General features: G+C 71.8%; 15 protein-coding genes. 7 read left to right on the top strand and 8 right to left on the bottom strand.

The annotated features are described in order from the left end of the window. Positions 1–36: 36 nt before the first annotated feature. Positions 37–1,818 carry a VanW family protein gene (locus tag AB5J73_RS00480; RefSeq protein ID WP_370966935.1) on the bottom strand — a complete coding sequence of 594 codons (1,782 nt, stop codon included), beginning with the start codon at positions 1,816–1,818 and terminating at the stop codon, positions 37–39. 258 nt (positions 1,819–2,076) lie between these two features. Then, on the bottom strand, positions 2,077–3,789 hold the full coding sequence (araD, locus tag AB5J73_RS00475) for an L-arabinonate dehydratase (RefSeq protein ID WP_370966933.1): 1,713 nt from the start codon (positions 3,787–3,789) through the stop codon (positions 2,077–2,079). A 77-nt stretch (positions 3,790–3,866) separates the two neighbouring features. On the opposite strand from araD, the gene AB5J73_RS00470 reads away from it, so the two are divergent. Genes AB5J73_RS00470 through AB5J73_RS00460 form a run of 3 tightly spaced genes read left to right on the top strand, consistent with a single transcriptional unit; the run spans position 3,867 to position 6,016 of the window. Beyond that, positions 3,867–4,520: a GntR family transcriptional regulator gene (locus tag AB5J73_RS00470; protein ID WP_370966931.1), complete on the top strand. Its 654-nt coding sequence runs from the start codon at positions 3,867–3,869 to the stop codon at positions 4,518–4,520. After that, positions 4,517–5,020 carry a metallophosphoesterase gene (locus AB5J73_RS00465; protein ID WP_370966929.1) on the top strand — a complete coding sequence of 168 codons (504 nt, stop codon included), beginning with the start codon at positions 4,517–4,519 and terminating at the stop codon, positions 5,018–5,020. The genes AB5J73_RS00470 and AB5J73_RS00465 overlap by 4 nt, the downstream gene beginning before the upstream one ends. A gap of 9 nt (positions 5,021–5,029) precedes the next feature. Continuing rightward, positions 5,030–6,016: a PHP domain-containing protein gene (locus AB5J73_RS00460; RefSeq protein WP_370966927.1), complete on the top strand. Its 987-nt coding sequence runs from the start codon at positions 5,030–5,032 to the stop codon at positions 6,014–6,016. Here AB5J73_RS00460 and AB5J73_RS00455 read toward each other — a convergent pair. The 3 genes from AB5J73_RS00455 to AB5J73_RS00445 all read right to left on the bottom strand — a co-directional run bounded on the left by AB5J73_RS00455 (position 6,006) and on the right by AB5J73_RS00445 (position 8,451). Next, on the bottom strand, positions 6,006–6,641 hold the full coding sequence (locus AB5J73_RS00455; protein WP_370966925.1) for a L,D-transpeptidase: 636 nt from the start codon (positions 6,639–6,641) through the stop codon (positions 6,006–6,008). The two genes, AB5J73_RS00460 and AB5J73_RS00455, sit on opposite strands and share 11 nt — an antisense overlap. A 39-nt stretch (positions 6,642–6,680) precedes the next feature. Further along, positions 6,681–7,520 carry a chitosanase gene (locus AB5J73_RS00450; protein WP_370966923.1) on the bottom strand — a complete coding sequence of 280 codons (840 nt, stop codon included), beginning with the start codon at positions 7,518–7,520 and terminating at the stop codon, positions 6,681–6,683. A 340-nt stretch (positions 7,521–7,860) separates the two neighbouring features. Further along, positions 7,861–8,451, bottom strand: coding sequence for a TetR/AcrR family transcriptional regulator (locus tag AB5J73_RS00445; protein WP_370966921.1), 591 nt, complete (start codon positions 8,449–8,451; stop codon positions 7,861–7,863). 66 nt (positions 8,452–8,517) lie between these two features. Between AB5J73_RS00445 and AB5J73_RS00440 the strand changes: the two genes are divergently transcribed. Together AB5J73_RS00440 and AB5J73_RS00435 are read left to right on the top strand one after the other, a co-directional pair. Next, positions 8,518–9,990, top strand: a complete 1,473-nt coding sequence (locus AB5J73_RS00440) for a flavin-containing monooxygenase (protein WP_370966919.1) — start codon at positions 8,518–8,520, stop codon at positions 9,988–9,990. Then, positions 9,977–10,822 (top strand): SDR family oxidoreductase, encoded by an 846-nt coding sequence (locus tag AB5J73_RS00435; RefSeq protein WP_370966917.1) that lies wholly within the window; start codon positions 9,977–9,979, stop codon positions 10,820–10,822. Before AB5J73_RS00440 ends, AB5J73_RS00435 begins: the two co-directional genes overlap by 14 nt. A gap of 301 nt (positions 10,823–11,123) precedes the next feature. On the opposite strand, the gene AB5J73_RS00430 is transcribed toward AB5J73_RS00435, so the two are convergent. The 3 genes from AB5J73_RS00430 to AB5J73_RS00420 all read right to left on the bottom strand — a co-directional run bounded on the left by AB5J73_RS00430 (position 11,124) and on the right by AB5J73_RS00420 (position 15,506). Continuing rightward, a complete protein-coding gene (locus tag AB5J73_RS00430) occupies positions 11,124–12,044 on the bottom strand; it encodes a hypothetical protein (RefSeq protein ID WP_370966915.1) in 921 nt (306 codons plus the stop codon). Between the two features lie 77 nt (positions 12,045–12,121). Then, positions 12,122–14,218, bottom strand: a complete 2,097-nt coding sequence (locus AB5J73_RS00425; RefSeq protein WP_370966913.1) for a M4 family metallopeptidase — start codon at positions 14,216–14,218, stop codon at positions 12,122–12,124. Positions 14,219–14,345: 127 nt separating this feature from the next. Then, positions 14,346–15,506: a trans-acting enoyl reductase family protein gene (locus AB5J73_RS00420; RefSeq protein WP_370966911.1), complete on the bottom strand. Its 1,161-nt coding sequence runs from the start codon at positions 15,504–15,506 to the stop codon at positions 14,346–14,348. Between the two features lie 108 nt (positions 15,507–15,614). Here AB5J73_RS00420 and AB5J73_RS00415 point away from each other — a divergent pair, with 108 nt between their 5' ends. Together AB5J73_RS00415 and AB5J73_RS00410 are read left to right on the top strand one after the other, a co-directional pair. Then, entirely contained in the window at positions 15,615–16,778 is a 1,164-nt protein-coding gene (locus AB5J73_RS00415) for a lactate 2-monooxygenase (RefSeq protein WP_370966909.1), read from the top strand. 117 nt (positions 16,779–16,895) lie between these two features. Then, positions 16,896–17,159: a hypothetical protein gene (locus tag AB5J73_RS00410; protein ID WP_370966907.1), complete on the top strand. Its 264-nt coding sequence runs from the start codon at positions 16,896–16,898 to the stop codon at positions 17,157–17,159. Positions 17,160–17,215 lie beyond the last annotated feature (56 nt).

The raw sequence follows: 17,215 nt of genomic DNA, 5'->3' as shown, positions 1-17,215 counted from the left end.
CGTCACGAACGCCCAGCGTGAACGTCCGTTAGAAGGTCACTGGCCTTCGCCGCACGTGATTTTCGGCTGCGGGTTGTAGTGGACCGTCCGGGTCGAGCGGCTGACCTCGCGGCCGGTCGCGGCGTCCTTGAGCACGCGGGTGTCGGTCGTGGTGAACCCGGGCGCGCCGTTGGACGCGTGGCAGTTCTCCTTCGGGCCCGGCTTGGGCTGCGGGTCGCTCGCGTTCGAGCGGCCGCCGGGGATCGACTCGACGGTGTAGCGCTTCGTGCCCCACAGCTTCACCGTGATCGACGACGGCGACCAGATCGCCTGGATCGCGATGCCGGTCGGCGAGTCGTTGGTGAACTTGAGGTCGATCACGCTGGACCCGTTGGGGTTCTGGAACACCGTCGCCTCGCGCGCGGCGGGGTAGCGGCTGATGTAGTAGCTGTGTTCCTTGTGCCCGGCGTCCTTCATGCCCGCGAAGTAGGACGCGTTGTACAGCGTCGTCGCGAACTGCGAGATGCCGCCGCCGACCTCCCGGCCCGGGGCGCCGTCCTTGATCACGCCCGCCTCGACGTAGCCCTGCGCCTTGCCGCGCGGGCCGGTGAACCCGTTGAGGCTGAAGGTTTCCCCCGGCTTGACGATCGCGCCGTTCACCTTCTGCGCGACGACGCGGATGTTCGTGCCGGAGTCGGCCGCGAAGCCGCCGGTGGTGAACTCGCCGACGACTTCCTTCACACCCAGCTGGTTCGCCTGGTCGGTGGTCACCTTGGCCGGGGCGTCCTTGTAGATCGCCGGCACCTCGCGGCCGTCGGTCTTCTTCAGGACGTCGGGCAGCGGCTTGAGGCTCGGGTCCCAGTCGATGGTCCGGCCGTCGGTGGAGGGGTCGACCGTGGGCTTGCCGCCCTCGAAGACGATGGTCGCCTCCTTGCCCTCCTTCTCGGTGGACTTCAGCTGCGGCCCGGCGGCTTCGACGATCTTGGCGTTGTCGATCTTCGGGGTCAGCCCGCCGCCCTCGGCCGGCTCGAACGTGATCGCCGCGGCGATCGCCTCCGGCTTCACCGTGGCGTTCTTGCCCTCGCCCTTGACCACCAGCGGGCCCGAGACGGCGGGGCGCGCGAACTGGTCCAAAGCGGCCTGGACGCCTTCGGGGGTGGTGCGGACCGGCGTGCTCGTCACCGGCAGCGCGAGCGTTTCGCCGCGCGCCCACTTTTCGACGACGGTGGCGCTCGCGGCCGGCACGTCGAGCTTCTGCCCGGCCTTCGGCGGCACGGCGACCGGGTTCGCGCCCTCGAACTTCACGGTGCCCTCGACGGGGTCGCGGTCGACCTGGCCGCGCAGCTGCTCCAGCGCGGTGGTGAGCTTGGCGTCCTCGGCGTGGCTGACGACGCCGACCTCGCGGCTGGAGAACAGCGACGACAGGCGCGTGAAGGGGTTCAGCGGCTGCTCGCCGGCCTGGTCGAGGGTCTGCGGCCAGTCGAGCTTCAACCCGGCGAGGGTCGGCGACAGCGTGCCCTGGACGTCGCCGGCCGTCACGGCCAGCGGACGGGTGAGCCGCGGCTCGATCTTGCCGCGCAGCTCCTGCTCGGCGGCGTCGCGGTCCATCCCGCCGACGTCGACGCCGGCCACGGTCACCCCGCGCGGCACGCTGCCCTGGCTGACCAGCAGGTCGATGCCGTAGACGACGACGAGGAAACCGAACACCCCGCCCGCGATCCAGCCGGCTTTGCGCAGGTTGCGCGGCTTCGGGGGCGTGGCTTCCGGTTCGGGCCGGACGACCGGCAGGACGTCCGTCTGCTCACCGTGTGACTCGGGCCAGCGCGGTTCGTACGGCAACTCTCCACCCCTTCAACGCGGCGCCGGATCGCGCCGGTGACGGGCTCAGCGTACGGGGCACCCGGACAAGCCGTACGACTCGCCCTAACGGGGGATGAACCGGTCACGGAACGGTCGAGTGAAGCAACCTCACCGCGCGTCGGGTTCCGCCCCGTCCCGCCCCAAGCGCCCCAATGTGGCGTTCGGTGCGTCAGACGCACCGAACGCCACATTGGGTGCGCTGGACGCAACCAACGCCACATTGGGGTGCTTGGTCCCTCAGCGGGCGTCGGGTTCGGGGTTGTGGCCCGCCCGCGCGAGGAAGTCGAAGTCACAGCCCTCGTCGGCCTGCGTGATGTGTTCGCTGTAGAGCGCGCCGTAACCGCGTTCGAACCGCGGCGCCGGTGGTGCCCACTCCGCACGGCGCCGGTCCAGTTCCGCATCGGACACCTCGAGCCGCAGGACGCGCGAGGGAACGTCCAAGGTGATCGGGTCGCCGTCGCGGACCAGCGCGAGCGGACCGCCGACGTGCGACTCCGGGGCCACGTGTAGCACGCAGGCGCCGTAGCTGGTGCCGCTCATCCGCGCGTCCGAAATCCGGACCATGTCCCGCACCCCGGCCGCGAGCAGGTGCTTCGGGATCGGCAGCATCCCGTACTCGGGCATCCCGGGGCCGCCGAGCGGGCCGGAGCCGCGCAGCACGAGCACGGAGTCCGCGGTGATCGAAGGGTCTTCGATCCGCTTCTTGAGGTCGGCGTAGTCCTCGAACACCACGGCCGGCCCGGTGTGCGTGAGCAGGTGCGGCTCGGCCGCGATGTGCTTGATGACCGCGCCCGACGGCGCCAGGTTGCCGTGCAGCACCGCGACCCCGCCCTCGGCCGCCACCGGGTTGTCCCGCGGCCGGATGACGTCGTCGTCGTGCACCTGCGCGGCGGCGAGGTTCTCGCCGAGGGTGCGGCCGGTGACGGTGGGCCGCTCGGGGTGCAGCAGGCCGGTCAGCCGCGACAGCAGGCCGGGCAGGCCGCCCGCGTAGTAGAAGTCCTCCATCAGCCAGGCGCCGCCGGGCCGGACGTTCGCCAGCACCGGCACGCGCCGGGCGATGGCGTCGAAGTCGGCCAGCGACACCGGGATCCCGCTGCGCCCGGCCATCGCGATCAGGTGGATCACGGCGTTGGTCGAGCCGCCCAGCGCCAGCACGGTGGTGATCGCGTCGGCGTACGCGCGCTTGTCCAGCACCTGCGTGATGGTCAGGTCCTCCCAGACCATGCCGACGATCCGCGCGCCGCTCGCCGCGGCCATCCGGTGGTGCGCCGAGTCGACGGCGGGGATCGACGCGGCGCCCGGCAGCGTCACGCCGAGCACCTCCGCGGCCGACGTCATCGTCGACGCCGTCCCCATCGTCATGCAGTGCCCCGGGGACCGCGCGAGCCCTCGCTCCAATTCGGACATTTCGGCGTCGCCGATCAGTCCGGCGCGCTTGTCGTCCCAGTACTTCCACATGTCCGTGCCGCTGCCGAGGACCTCGGTGCGCCAGTGCCCGCGCAGCATCGGCCCGGCGGGCACGAAGATCGCGGGCAGCCCGGCGCTCGCCGCGCCCATCAGCAGCGCCGGCGTCGTCTTGTCGCAGCCGCCCATCAGCACGGCGCCGTCGATCGGGTAGGACCGCAGGATCTCCTCGGTCTCCATGGCGAGGAGGTTGCGGTACAGCATCGGCGTCGGCTTCTGGTACGTCTCCGACAACGTCGCGACCGGGAACTCGAGCGGGAAGCCGCCGGCCTGCCAGACGCCGCGCTTGACCTGCTCGGCGCGTTCGCGCAGGTGCATGTGGCACGGGTTGATGTCGGACCAGGTGTTGAGGATGCCGATGACCGGCTTGCCGAGGTGCTCTTCCGGGCTGTACCCGAGCTGGCGGGCGCGGGCGCGGTGGCTGAAATCGCGTAGTTCGCCGCCGCCGAACCAGCGGTGGCTGCGGAGTTCCTCGGGCGTCTTCATGTGATCCAGTATGGCATCTGATATATGATCTCGCGGGCCTGGTTGAATGGGTCCCGACACGAGACAGGGAGCGCACCATGACCGGGACGTTCAGCTTGCCGGCCTCCCGGACCGAAGTGGTCCTGGAGGAGATCCGGCGCGGCATCCTCACCCGGGAGCTGGTGCCCGGCCAGCCGCTGGTCGAAGCGGAGCTGGCCGCGCGCCTCGGCGTGTCCAAGACGCCGGTGCGCGAGGCGCTCAAGGTGCTCTCCAACTCCGGGCTGGTGACGTTCAGCCCGTACAAGGGCGCTTCCGTGGTCACGGTCGACGCCGAGCTGGCGAAGTCCGTCTACGACGTCCGGACGGTGCTCGAGCCGGAAGCCGTCCGCCGGACCGTCGGGCAGCGCGACCCCGCCCTGCTCGAAGACGCGGCGGAGGCGCTGAAGGAGGCGTCGGCGGCGATCGCGGACAAGGACCAGGCCGCGCTCAGCCTGCTGAACCGCCGGTTCCACCGCGCTCTCTACCGCGGCTGCGGCAACCCGCTCATGGTGAGCATCCTCGACGACCTCAAGGACCGCGCGGCGCTGATCAGCGTCGTCGGCTGGGAAGCCAACCCCAGCTGGAAGAAGGAGTGGAACGAGCACAAGGCGGTCCTCGCGGCGGCCAAGAAGGGCGACGCCGACGGCGCCGCGGCGCTGCTGCGCGACCACATCGGCGGGTTCCTGGAACGGGTGCTCAAGGCGATCGGATGAGGCTCCTGCTGATCTCGGACACGCACCTGCCGGCCCGCGCCCGCGAGCTGCCGTCGCAGGTGTGGGACGAGGTGGCCGTGGCCGACGTCGTCGTGCACGCCGGCGACTGGGTCGAGATCGGTCTCCTGGACGAGCTGGAGCAGCGCAGCAAGCGCCTGATCGGCGTCTACGGCAACAACGACGGCGCCGACCTGCGCGCGCGGCTCCCCGAGATCGCGCGGGCGGACCTCGACGGCGTCCGGCTGGCCGTGATCCACGAGACGGGCGCGAAGCAGGGCCGTGAGCAGCGGTGCGCCGCACAGTTCCCCGACACCGACGTGCTCGTCTTCGGGCACAGCCACATCCCGTGGGACACGGTGGCGCCGTCCGGGCTGCGGCTGCTCAACCCCGGATCGCCGACCGACCGCCGCCGTCAGCCGTACTGCACGTACCAGACCGCGCGCGTCGAAGGCGGCGCGCTGGTGGACGTCGACCTGCACGAACTGCCCCGGAGGGGGTAGACAGGTCCCATGGATCCGGCATGGGCCTTGCGGGAGATCGCGTTCCAGCTCGAACGCGCGGGGGAGCCGACCTACCGCGTCCGGGCGTTCCGGAACGCGGCCGCGACCGTCGACAAGACCGACGCTTCGCAGCTGGCTTCGATGGCGGAGAACGGCACGCTCACGTCGTTGCCCGGCATCGGGAAGGCGACCGCCGGGGTCATCGAGGACGCGCTGGCCGGGCGCGATCCGGCGTACCGGTCGAAGCTCGTCGAGAAGGAGCTGCCGGACGGCGAGCCGCTGCGGTCGGCGCTGCGCGGGGACTGCCACACCCATTCGGACTGGTCGGACGGCGGCAGCTCGATCGGCGAGATGGCCGTCGCCGGGCGGGACCTCGGGCACGAGTGGATGGTGCTGACCGACCACTCGCCGCGGCTGACCGTCGCGAACGGCCTCTCGCCGGACCGGCTGCGGACGCAGATGCAGATCGTGGCGAAGGCCAACGAGCTGATGGCGCCGTTCCGGCTGCTGCACGGCATCGAGGTCGACATCCTCGACGACGGATCCCTGGACCAGGAGGACGAACTGCTGGGGCAGCTGGACTTCGTCGTCGCGAGCGTGCACTCGAAGCTGAAGATGCCCGCCAGGGACATGACCCGGCGGATGGTCGCGGCGGTCCGGAACCCGCGCACGCGGGTGCTCGGGCACTGCACCGGGCGGCTGGTCGTCGGCCGCGGCCGCCCCGAGTCGGAGTTCGACGCCGAAGCCGTGTTCACCGCCTGCCGCGAAAACGGCGTCGCGGTCGAGATCAACTCCCGGCCGGAGCGGCTCGACCCGCCGATGCGCCTGCTGCGGCTGGCCGCGGAGCTCGGCTGCGACTTCACCATCGACAGCGACGCGCACGCGCCGGGCCAGCTCGACTGGCTGGGCTACGGCTGCGAACGCGCGATCAAGGCGGGGATCGGCCCCGAGCGGATCCTCAACACCCGCACGGCCGACGAGCTGGTCAGCCGCTGATCTCGATGACCGGGTACCGGGCCGGGTCGAGCCAGCGCAGCAGTGCGTCGAGATCGGGCGCCGGGATCGCGACGCAGCCGGCGGTCGGCTTCCCGGTGGTGACGTGCAGGAAGAACGCCGAGCCCGCGCCCGGCACGACCGGGGATCGGTTGTAGTCGATGACGACAGCGTTGGCGTAGCCGGGGCCCGCCTCGCCGAGGTTCTCCCCGGCGGCCTCGTCGAACGGGCACGTGCCGGGCGCGCAGGAGAAGTGCGTGTTGTAGTGCGGGGAAGCGACGTCGGACACCCACCAGTCCGAGGTGGTGACCTTCCGGTAGGGCAGCCGGGTTTCGGCCGGTTCGGTCCCGAACGCTTCGGTCAGCGGCCACACGCCGGCCGGGGTGCGGGACGTCGACTCGCTCGCCTGCCCGACGCCGTTCTTCCCGACGTGCGCGGGGACCGGGCCGTAGGCCTTCGTCCATTCGTCCCCGGTGCGCTGCCACGCGGTGAGGACGGCGGTGGTCGCGCCCGGCGAGTCGGCTCGGACGGTGATGCGCTGTTCCGGCTCCGGCTGCTCCGGCGAGGCGGCCCCGCTGGTCAGCAGCGCGGCCGCGGCCAGCGTGGCACCGAGGGATCTCCTGCGCATGGCGGAAAGCCTAACGGTGCCACGCGGGCCGCGCCGTGCTCAGTTGATGGTGTAGGAGTCGCCGTAGACCTTCCACTTCAGCGGCGTGTGCAGGTCGAAGTTGCCCGCGTTGAGGAACACCAGCTGCTCGGTGTCGACGCGGGAGGTGTCGGCGTGCGCCTCCTCCTGCTTCATGATGACCTTGCGCGCGTCGAAGAACGCCTTGAGGTAGGTGGTTTCGCTGCCGCCTTGCGCCGGCGTCTTCGCCTTCTTCATCGCGGCCTTGCGGATGCCGCCGAAGCTGTCGGAGCTGTCACCGGGGCCGTGCATGACGATCGCGTCGTAGTAGGCGAACTGGCCGAGGTTGCTCAGGCCGTCCGACTTGCCCTGGCTCACCGCGGGGTTGAAGTAGACGCGGTCGCGCTCGTTGTTCTGCGCGGTCTGGAACGCGGTGGTGGCCGCGGCCTGCTTCCAGGCGCTCTCGAACGCCGAGCCGAGCCCGCTGTGCGAGTCGGTGCCGTTCACCTTGCGCAGCGCGGGAAGGAACTTCGCGAGCGGGTTGTCCGGCACGGAATTCGTGTAGGCCTCGACGAGTTCGAGCATGTCGCCGGTGCCGGAGCAGAACCCGATGATGCCGGCGGTGTACCCGCGGCCGTCGCCGATGTCCTCGATGTACTTGTACTGCGCTTTCCAGTCCAGCGACGAGTTTTCCGCGCTGGAGACCAGCTTCATCGCGATCTCCTTCTTCGCCGGCGCCGACAGGTCGCCGACGGCGAGGGCGGTCGCACTGGAAACGCTGGTGGCTTCGTTCGCGGCGATCGCGGGAGTGGTGATCACGAGGGCGGCCACGGAGGCCGCGCCGAGCGCGCCGAAGAGAACCGGCCGCAACTTCTTGCTCATGGGGGGAGACCCTTTCCGCGGGGTGCGCCGTGGGGGATCACGGCGGGTACGGGTGATGCGGGTGGAGCTGCGGCGTAGCGACACGGTAGCGAAGAGTCAGCAGGGTTCACAAGAGGCGGAATTCGTTCATGTTCGTGAACGGTCCAGACCATCGGGAGGGGTCCGCAAAGGACGGTGGTCGCGCTGACATCCGGGCTCGCGCTCGGGCCGCGGAATCCGGACGGGGCGTTCGGGTGGCGCCGAGTGGGCCTGGTGTCGCGAATGGGTCATTGGGGGCGCTGGAGGTCCCGAATGAGTCATTCGCGACCTTCGGCGGCGGCCGGGCGGGGCGAGAGAGGGGTCAGCGGGCGCCGGCGAAGAGGCGGATCACGTCCGGGAGCACGCTCACCGGGATCGTCGGGTCGATCGCCCGTTGCACGCCCAGGCCGATGCCGAGGCTGAGCAGGGCGGTCGCGGCGTCGTCGGCCGACATCGGGAGCGTGATCGCGAAGCGCTCGGCGTACCCCGTGAGCAGGCCGGCGATGGTTTCGCGGATGGCCTTGTCCCGCGCGGCCAGTTCGGCGCGCACGTGCGGGTCGCGGCGGGCGTTGGTGGCGAACTCGACCTCCAGCGCGGTCCACGCCTCGTCGCCGATGCTGCGCTCGGCCCACGCCTGGAACGCCGTGAGCAGGCCTTCCATCCCGTCCGCGCCGGACAGCGCTTCGGCGACCAGCGCCACCTGCTCGTCGTGGATCCGGTCGAGCACCGCGAGGCAGAGCTCGTCCTTGCTGCGGAAGTTCGAGTACACCGCGCCCTTCGAGTAGCCGGCCTCGTCCGCGACCTTCTCCAGCGACGTCACCGAGTAGCCGTCACGCAGGAAGAGCTGCTTGGCGGTGTCGATCAGCTGCTGCCGGGTGCGCGCCTGGCTTTCCGCGCGGGTGAGTCGGGCCATGGCTGCACTCTAGCGAGGCCCGGAATCGGGGTACCGATAGTATCGAGATACTGTTAGTCTCCGAAAATGGAGCAACGCCACTTCGAAGTCCTCGTCGTCGGAGCCGGGGCGTCGGGGCTGGGGGCCGCCATCCGCCTCGGCCAGGCCGGGGTCACCGACCTCGCCGTGCTGGAGAAGGCGGACGCGCTCGGCGGCACCTGGCGCGACAACACCTACCCCGGCTGCGCCTGCGACGTCCCGTCCGCGCTGTACTCGTACTCGTTCGCGCCGAACCCGGAGTGGACGCGCGCGTTCGCCGGGCAGCCGGAGATCCGGGCGTACCTGCGCGAGACGGCCGCGCGGTTCGGTGTCGCGGAGAAGATCCGGTACGGCGTCGAAGTCACGCGTGCGGGGTGGAACCCGCGGGAATCGCTGTGGGAGCTGGAAACGTCGGCGGGCGCGTACACCGCGCGGATCCTGGTCGCCGGCACCGGTCCGTGGCATGAACCGAAGATCCCCGACCTGCCGGGCCTCGACGGGTTCCCCGGCGAGGTCTTCCACTCCGCGCGCTGGAACCACGGCTACGACCTGGCGGGCAAGCGGGTCGCGGTGATCGGCACGGGTGCGTCCGCGGTGCAGTTCGTGCCCGAGATCGTGCCGCGGGTGGCGGCGCTGCACCTGTTCCAGCGCACCGCGCAGTGGGTGCTGCCGAAGCCGGACCACGCCGTCCCCGGCGTCGAACGGTTCCTGCTGCGGCGGTTCCCGGCGTTGCAGCGCGCTTTGCGCCGTGCGGAATACGGGGCGATGGAGACGCTCGGGTTCGGCTTCCGGCACCCGTGGCTGCTGCGGCAGGTGCAGAAGATCGGGCTCGCGCACCTGCGGCTGACCGTGCGGGACCCGGTGCTGCGCCAGGCGTTGACGCCGGACTACACGCTGGGGTGCAAACGGCTCCTGATGTCCAACACGTACTACCGGTCGCTCACCGAGTCCCATGTGGACGTGCACGCGACGGCGGTTTCGGCGGTGCGGGACGGACGCGTGCTCGGCGCGGACGGCTCGTCGGCGGAGGTCGACGTGATCATCTTCGGCACCGGCTTCCACATCCTCGACATGCCGGTGTCGGCGCGCGTGTTCGACGGCGACGGCCGCAGCCTCGACGACCACTGGAAGGGCAGCCCGCGGGCGTACCTCGGGACGACGGTCGCCGGCTTCCCCAACCTCTACCTGCTGCTGGGCCCGAGCCTCGGCACCGGGCACTCGTCGGCGTTCATGATCATGGAAGCCCAGCTGCGCCACACGGTGGCGGCGGTGACCCGGACGCTGCGCTCGGGGTGGGCGTCGGTGTCGGTGCGCCCGGACGTCCAGGAGGCGTTCAACGCGGACGTCCAGGCGGCGCTGCCGGGGACGGTCTACCAGTCCGGCGGGTGTTCGAGCTACTACACGGACGTCAACGGGCGCAACAGTTTCAGCTGGCCGTTTTCGACGGGGCGGCTGCGTTCGCAGGTGGGTTCGTTCGACGAGGCGGACTACGAAATCCGGAGGGTCCATGCGGTTCGGTGACGGCTACCCGGCGATCGACCCGCGGGGCGCGGTCGTCGCGATCACCGGCGGCGCACGGGGCATCGGCCGCGCGACGGCCGCGGAGTTCGCCGCTCGCGGCGCCACGGTGTGCGTCGGGGACCTGGACATCGTGCCCGGCACGCACAGCTTCCCCCTGGACGTGACCGTGCGCGAATCCTTCGATGCGTTCACCGCCGGGGTGACGTCGCGGTTCGGGCCGATCGACGTGCTGGTCAACAACGCCGGGGTGATGCCGCTGGGGGACTTCCTCGAGGAACCGGACGCCGTCGGCCGGACCACGTTGGACGTCAACGTCCTGGGCTTGGTCCACGGCCTGCGCGCGGTGCTGCCGGGGATGATCGCGCGCGGGCGGGGGCACGTGGTGAACGTGGCGTCGATGGCGGGGAAGATCCCGCTCCCGGGCATGGCGGTGTACAACGCGAGCAAGTTCGCGGCGCTCGGCCTGACGGCGGCGGTCCGCCGCGAGTACGCGGCGACGGGGGTGAGCGTCAGCGCGGTGCTGCCGAGCGCGGTCCGGACCGAGCTGTCCTCGGGCGTGCGGCTCGGCGGCGCACTGCCCACAGTGGACCCGGAGGACGTGGCGAAGGCGATCGCGGGCACGTTGCGGACCCGGCGAGCGGAGACGGCGGTACCGAGGTGGCTCGCGGGCTGGGACCTGCTGGCGGCGCTTACGCCGGAGCCGGTGATGAGGTGGGCCCGCGCCTTGATCGGCGACGACCGGGCGTTGACCGAACTGGACGCGGAGGGCAGGGCGGCTTACGCGACCCGGATCGCGGCCCAGGTGCGGTCACGGACGGAGCCGATTCGGTAGCGGCGAGCGGGGTAGCTGGGGCCGGTGGGCGCGGGGCTTCCGGCCGGGGCGCGTGCCGGCTGCCGCTCGCGGTCGCACCCGGAGCCGCAGCTGGCGAGGTCCGGGCGCGGGGAAGCTGGGGACAGCTGGGGGCTTCCGGCCGGGGCGCCGGCGACCACCCGCGGTCGCGGTCGGTGAGGTCCGGGCGAGCGGGGCAGCTGGGGCCGGTGGGCGCGGGGCTTTCCGGCCGGGGCGCGCGCCGGCTACCACCGGTGGTCGCAGCCGGCGAGGCCTGGGCGCACGGTCCCAGGCTGCTCCCGGTTCAGTCCCACTCCCACACCATCCCGTACACCCCCGGCTGGGCGTCCAGCACCGCGATGTGGCTGGTCAGGCTCGGCCCCACCGGCAGCTCCCGGGACCGCTCCCCGTCCGGCGCGCCGTCCCTCGGGTGGTGGTAGCGGTAGCACCGCACCGGCACCGCCGCGGCGTCGAAACACGCCTGCAGCACGATCTGCCGGGCCGGTGCGCGCACGCCGAACTGCAGATAGCTCGTCTCCGGTGGCGCCCCTTCGTACCCGAACTCGAAGTCGAACACGTACGTCTCGCCCGCGCGCAGCGGGTAGTCGAAGCGTAGCTCCACCGCCATCAGTTCGGACGCCGGGTCGCGGCGGACGCGGCCGGGGCGGCAGCAGTTCGCCGAGCGCAGCACCGGCCGGTGGCCGCCGCCCGTCTGGGGGCGGAAGAACGAGACCCAGCGGTCGACGCCGTCCTCGCGGCTGGTCACCACCAGTTCCGACCGGACCGAGCGCTCGGTGCGGTCCGGGCCGAGCGTCGCGCGCTGGTGGACCGAGGCCAGTGCCAGGCGGGCGTTGCCGTCGAGGTCGATGCCGTCGCAGGAGGCCAGCTCCGTCGGCTCGGAACCCAGTGCGCTCGCCAGGCTGACGCCGCCGGGCCACGGCGAGCGCTCCCGGGGGCGGGCCACCAACGTCGTCAACGCGGCCGCGGGCAGCCCGAGGCAGCCTTCCGCGACGCCGACTGCGTGCAGCGAGCGGTGCCCTTCCGGGTGACGCCGGCCGCGCCGCCAGTAGCTGAGCGTCGCCAGGCTGACCTGGGCGCCGTGCGTCGCCATCCGCCGCTGCAGGGCTTCGAGGCTCAGGCCGCGGTGCCGGATCGCCGCGTCGAACGCCACGTCGAACGGTCCTTCCCGGACCGCGGTGGCGACTTCGGCCGGCAGCGCTTCCATCGGGTAAGCATGAATTCTCGCGGAACAGCGCGCAACGAGGCCTGCCACCAAAGTAGGTGGCAGGCCCCGGCGGGGGATCAACTGACCGTGAGCGCGGTGTCGTCCACGGCGAACGACGTCTGCAGCGACTGGTCCTCGGTCCCGGCGAACTTCAGCGTGACCGTCTGGCCGGCGAACGACGACACGTCGATCGTCTTCTGGACGTACGCCGAGGTGCGGTCGAGGTTCGAGTACGTCGCCAGCGTCGTCGACCCGAGGGACACGACGAGCTTGTCGTAGGCGACGTTCTCGGTCTCACCGGTCCACACGCGCAGCCAGAACGTCAGGCTCGCGCGGCAGTTCGCGGGGATCGTCACCGACTGCGAAAGCGTGTCGGTGTGCGCCGAACCCCAGCCGCCCAGCCACGAGTCGTAGCTGCCCGAACGCGCCGGCGCCTGGTTGCCCCACTGGCCGATCGTGGTGTTCGGGTCGGTCCACGACGCCTGGCCCGACTCGAAGCCCGGGTTCTGCACCTGCTGCCCGCTGCACCCGCCCGGGGGAGGCGTGGTCGTGGTCGGCGGCGTCGTCGTCGGGGGTGTCGTGGTCGTCGGCGGGGTGTCGGTGCACGTCGGGTCGCCCGACTGCGCCGGCACGCTCACCGCGTTCCACGCCGCCTTGACGGTGTTGAACTCGGTGCAGCTGCCCGGGTACAGGTTCTTCGCGGCCTGCAGGGTCCACGTGCGGTAGCGCAGGTAGCTGCTGCCGGACGTCTTCAGCTGGACGGCGCCGTGCATGATGTTGATCGCCTTGCGGATGCCGAGGCCGGTCACCGTCGTGTTGTTGCACGTCGAGCTGGCCGGCTGCCCGTTCGTCGGGTTGCTGCCCTCGGCGAGCAGGTAGAACCAGTGGTCGCCGGGCCCGGCCGCCTTGTGCACCTCCGCGTTCGGGGTCGAGCTGGAGTAGCAGTTCGGGTCGCCGACCTTCGACGGGTCGTACATGTAGCGGATCGCGCCGGTGCCGACCAGGTTGACCTCCTCGCCGATCGCGTAGTCCGGCGGGTCGTACTGCGACGGCTCGTTCGCGTAGAACTCCGTCGCGGTGCCGAAGGTGTCGGCGACGAACTCCTGCGTGCCGCCGCCGGAGAAGCCGCCGGAGCCGGAGTAGTCGTCGATGCCGTGGCCCATTTCGTGGCCCAGGATGTCCAGCGAGCCGACCCATTCGCCGCTCGGGTTGTGCCCGAGGTTCACGTAGGCCGGGCGCGAGTTGTAGTAGTACGCGTTTTCGTCGTCGAGGCCGACGCGGATCTTCCACGCGCCGCCGTTGCCGGTGAAGCCGTTGCGGCCCACCCATTCCGAGAGCATCTTCTTTTCGGTCTGCGCGACGAACAACGCGTCCGCGCAGCCGGTTTCGATGTTCGTGCCGCTGCCGTTGCCCCAGCTGTCGTCCGGCCCGGTCAGGACGGAGTCGCTGCTGTAGTTGCGGCAGTCGAGGTTGGCGGTGTTCGGGTCGGCCATCGAATACGTGCTGCCGGACTTCGTGGTGTTGAGCGCCAGCGGCGACGGGCCGTTCCACTTGCCGGTGCCGGTGCCCGCGGCGACGTGCTGCACGGTCCGCAGTACCCGTCCGTCCACGGCGTCGACGTAGACGCTCAGGCTGCTCGGCTCGCCGTGCTCGTCGGTGCCTTCGACGTTGCTTTCGTAGGCGAGCCGCCCGGCGCCGTCGGCGACGACGACGAGCTTCCCGCCGGGCAGGCTCTTCGGCCCGCGGACCTGCGTGCGGGCGACGGCCTCGGCCTGCCGCGCGGACAGCTTGGCGCCGCGGACGTCGAGGTCGCCGAGGGGCTGCTGCTGCGCGACGGACGTGGTCTTCACCGTCCCGGCCGCGTCGGTGGCGATGACCAGGTCGCCGCCGATCACGGGCAGGCCGTCGTAGGTGCGGTCGTAGACGACGTACGACAGCCCGCCGGCGGACCGCACGTCCCGCTGGACGAACTTGTCGTGCGTGCCGGTGAACAGCGCGGCGGGGCGGGCGGCGACCAGGCTCGCGGCGGCGCCGGTGGCGTTGGCCTGCGCCTGCGCGGCGGAGGGCGGCGGTTCGGGCGCGGGCTGCGCGGGCGCGGCGACGGCGATGCCGACCACCACCATGCCCGCCGCCGTGGCGCCGCCGAGCGCGGCGAACCGTTGCGGCAATCTCATGACGCTCCTTGGAAAACGCGATGGGGGAAGGGGAGAACCCGATCGACGCTAATCGCGGAGCAGGGGCGTCAGAAGATTCATCACAGCACCGGATTTTCACGCCCGGCGCTGTGAAAGCGTGAAAACCTCAGAGCGTTTCGAAGCGAATGCCCGCCTTGGTGAGGCGGTCGATGAGCGCATCGCCCATCGCGGTCGCCGTGGTCACCTGGCCCGCCGTTTCCGGGAGTTCGTCGGTTGCCAGGCACAACGCCGATTCCGCGAGCATCTTCGCCGTTTCGTCGTAGCCGGGGTCGCCGCCGGACACCTCCGTGACGACCCGCGAGCCGCCGCCTTCGCCGATGAACCGCACCGAGAACCACGACCGCGCGCGGCGCTCGGGGCTCGGCCCGTTGCCGGGTGCGAGCAGCCGGGACAGCGCCCGCCGGGCGGGCGGCACCTGCGCCGCGGCGAGCAGGGCACCCGCGCCCGCCACGCCGCCGGCCAGTACCGGAAGGTGCTTGACCGCGGCGAAGTGCCGGTAGGTGAAGTCCGGGCCGTAGCGCTCGGACGCGGCCGCCGACCGGCGCACCACTTCGGGGTCGATGGTCGGCAGCGGCACCGCCCACCAGCCCGGATCGGCGAGCCGGTGCGGGCGCCCGAGCGGGGCGTGCGCGAACCGCCCCGCGGGCCGCGGCTCGGCCGCCGCGCGCTCCTTCGCGACCCGGGCCCCGGCCGGCAGCCGGGACATGATGGTCAGCGCGCTGAGGAACGTGCCGCCGGACGGCATCCCGCCGGCCCGGACGTAGCCGTCGACCTTGAGCGGCACGCCTTCGGGCAGCTGCCGCACGGTGTACCGGACGCCGAGGTCGTGCGGGATCGAGTCGAAGCCGCAGGCGTGCACCAGCCGGGCCCCGGTCTCGCGGGCGCGCCGGTCGTGCGCCAGGTACATCCGGTCGACGAACTCGGGTTCGCCGGTCAGGTCGACGTAGTCGGTGCCCGCCTCGGCGCACGCGGCCACCAGCGGTTCGCCGTGCGCCAGGTACGGCCCGACGGTCGTGATGACCACTTTCGCCGATTCGGCTACGGCCCGCAGCGACGCGGGGTCGGCCGAGTCGGCGATCAGCAGGTCGAGCGCGGCGAAGCGGTCGTCGATCGCCGCCAGCCGCGTCCGGACGGCTTCGAGCTTGCCGCGGTTGCGCCCGGCCAGCGCCCAGCGCAGGCCGGTGGGCGCGTGGCGGGCCAGGTACTCGGCGGTCAGCCCGCCGGTGAACCCGGTGGCACCGAACAGGACCACGTCGTGCGCGCGCATGTCACTCCTCTTCCGACGTCGGGCCCGCTCAGGTTACCCGCGGGTCAGTTCGCGGCGCCGGGTGGAAGTACCGGCGAGTACAGTGCCCCCGAACGCGAGGAGGAAACCGTGACCGAACGCTTCGGCAGCTACCAGAACGAGCTCTACCTGCAGGGACTCGGTGGGCAGCTGCCGCCGTGCTCGACCGACGCGACCAAGCTCGAAGCGTCGGCCCGCGAGGTCATGGCGCCCGGCCCGTTCTCCTACGTCGCCGGCGCGGCCGGCTCCGGCGCGACCGCGCGCGCCAACCGCGAGGCGTTCGACCGCTGGCGCGTCGTCCCGCGGATGCTGACCGGCGCCACCGACCGCGACCTGGCCACGACGGTGCTCGGCACCCGGCTGCCCGCCCCGGTCGCCGTCGCGCCGGTCGGTGTCCAGTCGATCGTGCACCCGGACGCCGAGTCCGCGACCGCCCGTGCCGCCGCGTCGGTCGGCCTGCCGTTCATCCTGTCGACGGCGTCGTCGACCGGCATCGAGGACGTCGCCGCGGCCAACGGCGACGGCCCGCGCTGGTTCCAGCTGTACTGGCCCGGCGACGCGGACGTCTGCGCGAGCCTGCTGTCCCGGGCGAAGAGCGCGGGCTACACGGCGCTGGTCGTCACGCTCGACACGTGGACGCTGGCCTGGCGACCGTCCGACCTGGACCAGGCGTACCTGCCGTTCCTCAGCGGCGAGGGCCTCGCGGTCCCGTTCACCGACCCGGTGTTCCTGTCCCGGCTGGAGAAGACGCCGGAGGAGGACAAGGGCACGGCGATCCTGACCTGGCTCGGCATGATCACCGGCACCGACCGGACCTGGGACCAGCTGCCGTTCCTGCGCGAGCACTGGGACGGCCCGATCGTCCTCAAAGGCATCCAGCACGTCGCCGACGCGCGCCGCGCGGCCGAGGCCGGCATGGACGGCATCGTCGTGTCGAACCACGGCGGCCGCCAGGTCGACGGCGCGATCGGCGCCCTGGAGGCGCTGCCGGGCATCGTCGCGGCGGTGGGCGACCGGCTGGAGGTCCTCTTCGACTCGGGCGTCCGCACCGGCGCGGACGTCCTCAAGGCACTGGCACTGGGCGCGCGGGCGGTGCTGGTGGGCCGGCCGTGGGTGTACGGCCTGGCGCACGCGGGCGAGGACGGCGTCCGGCACGTGCTGCGGAGCCTGCTGGCGGACTTCGACCTGACCATGGGTTTGTCGGGCCACCGGACACTGGCGGACCTGAGCCCGGACTCGCTCCGGCGGAGCTGAGGTAACGAATCGGGAAACCACGGGACAAGCGCGGGCCCGGTCGCTACCGTTCGGTTCCCAATCGCGGGCCGTCGGGGGCGGCCGGCTCCCGTTTTCCTTTCCCGTTGGGGGTTTCCCATGGCTGGAATCGCCATGCGCATCGGTGTCGTCTTCGCCGTCCTCGGCTTCGGCTCGCTCATCCTCGAGCAGTTCGACTACGAGTTCCGGCTCATCGCCTGGGCCTCGGACATGCAGCCGTGGTTCGGCATCGGCCTCGGCGTCGTCGGGCTCGCGCTGGTCGGCGTCTCGGCGCTGGCCGGCCGCGCCAAGGCCACGCCGCCGCAGCCGGCGCCGGGCGCGCCGCAGCAGCAGTACCCGCAGCAGCCCGGCCAGCCCGGCTGACGCTGAGCCCGAGCGCCCCAATGTGGCGTTGGTTGCGTCAGACGCACCGAACGCCA

It is taken from the genome of Amycolatopsis sp. cg9, assembly GCF_041346945.1.
GTDB lineage: Bacteria > Actinomycetota > Actinomycetes > Mycobacteriales > Pseudonocardiaceae > Amycolatopsis.
The sequence above is the reverse complement of the archived record's forward strand: the minus strand, read 5'-3'. Positions and strand labels throughout refer to the sequence as shown.